Here is a 1,689-nt window from a genome sequence, read left to right on the forward strand (position 1 = left end):
TGGTGCTTCTGCCTTAAACTGGCGTGCAAGAAGGTTTGGGTACACTACGGATGGTTGTTTGCCAAAGAAACGTCTCTTCTTACGGATCACCGACCAGAAGCAATCTTACATTCAGATCAGGGTGTTCATTACATGAATCCAGCTTATCAGAAGCGGAGCATAGAACTTGGTTTGCCCCCCTCCATGTCTCGAAAGGGAAACTGTTGGGAAATGCCCCAATGGAATCCTTTTTTGGTCATATGAAGGACGAGTTAGACTACTTAGATTGCATAAGTTTTAACGAGCTCGTTGAGCTCGTGTCTGACTATATCTATGACTACAACTGCCACCGCTACCAGTGGACATTAAAAAAGATGACTCCAAATGAATATCGGAGTCACCTTCTCAGTGTATAGGTTCTTTTTTTAGTGTCTACTTTTAGGGTTACAGTTCACAAAGCCCCTTCTAGGGCTTTTTGTTTTTTGTATTTTTAATGTTCTTCTTATGTTATAAAATAGAACAAAAATAACCCGGCGTGGCCGGGATGTTTTGTACATATTTTATTTTTAAGTAAAGCGTATTCCTAACCACGTAGACAGAATAATTAAAAACAACAATAAGTTTCCTACTTTTTTTGGTTTTTCAATATAACGTATAAGGAAAATAAGAGAGGCTAATAATGCAATGGTGTTAAAATGTTGATTTGTTCTTATAGCAAAAATAATAAAACCTACAAGCACAACAGTTATTGATAGTTCAAGAAATAAAAATAACGGTAAACGATTTTTATAAGGATTAATAAACATATCTATCCTCCTTCAGTCTAAAAATAAAAAACACATCTGTATATTTCAAAAATATACAGATGTAATTTAAGTTTTTTAATAATTTTACAACAAATAACTTGTCTACTAAAATATATAAATTGAATCTACTTAACTATTAGGTAAATATACCTTAAATTCAATGCTTTTATGAGGCCCGCTATATTTTTTCTTTCTGGCTGAATCTGTATAGAAAGTTGTTTCTGTATATTGATACCAATTGTCAGTCATTGGATTTTTCTCGTATAGATCATACGCATAATAAGCATCCGGAATATTGTCACGAAGCATTTTAGATAAAATATTAGTAATAACTCCAACCCCTAATTTAGTGTATAGACCTATTAAATAACTTGCATACTCTATACTATCTTTATTAACTTTTGTATGCCCTGTTAGGGTTCCAACATATTTGTAACCTGGAAGTGCTGTAAGAGCAAAGTTGCTTTTTGACTGATTGCTTTGCTGACGTTCCACTTTCAAGGGTAATATTTCTCCGTTAAATTTTACCTCTCCACTATTAAAGTTAAGTTCCATCTCACCAGTTTTTCCATCCCATTCAGTGAAAGTACGATAGATTCCTTTTTCTTCTACTGCCTTATCAAGTTTTACATACTTTGATATTGGAGCCGTTTCCTCTGCATTAGCAGCAAATGAAGAAACAGGGGAACCTAAAACCATAGTTGCAACTACCGTTCCTAAAATTGCTTTTTTGTAGTTTCTCATATTTTCTTTTAATACTTTGTAATATTTCATATACAGGATTGAAAAAATGACAATCGCTACAATCGTTGTTAAAGCCGATGATAAAATCCCCAATATAGCCGGAATAAAATTCCCCAACCTACAATAAGAACCATAGACATCTGAGAGGAGCTATGGTTCA

At 33.9% G+C, this 1,689-nt stretch carries 2 protein-coding genes and 1 pseudogene; 1 reads left to right on the plus strand and 2 read right to left on the minus strand.

The window, feature by feature from the left end; all coding sequences use genetic code 11:
- Positions 1–99 precede the first annotated feature (99 nt).
- Positions 100–395: pseudogene (locus tag BLR88_RS20280) on the plus strand (IS3 family transposase); the annotation flags it as partial.
- 150 nt (positions 396–545) lie between these two features.
- Here the strand turns inward: BLR88_RS20280 and BLR88_RS18740 are convergent.
- Both BLR88_RS18740 and BLR88_RS18745 read right to left on the minus strand, forming a co-directional pair.
- Entirely contained in the window at positions 546–785 is a 240-nt protein-coding gene (locus tag BLR88_RS18740) for a hypothetical protein (protein ID WP_057899847.1), read from the minus strand.
- 129 nt (positions 786–914) lie between these two features.
- Positions 915–1,559 (minus strand): hypothetical protein, encoded by a 645-nt coding sequence (locus BLR88_RS18745; RefSeq protein ID WP_139185043.1) that lies wholly within the window; start codon positions 1,557–1,559, stop codon positions 915–917.
- Positions 1,560–1,689 lie beyond the last annotated feature (130 nt).

The sequence above is a fragment of the Aneurinibacillus thermoaerophilus genome (genome assembly GCF_900099925.1).
Classification (GTDB): domain Bacteria; phylum Bacillota; class Bacilli; order Aneurinibacillales; family Aneurinibacillaceae; genus Aneurinibacillus; species Aneurinibacillus thermoaerophilus.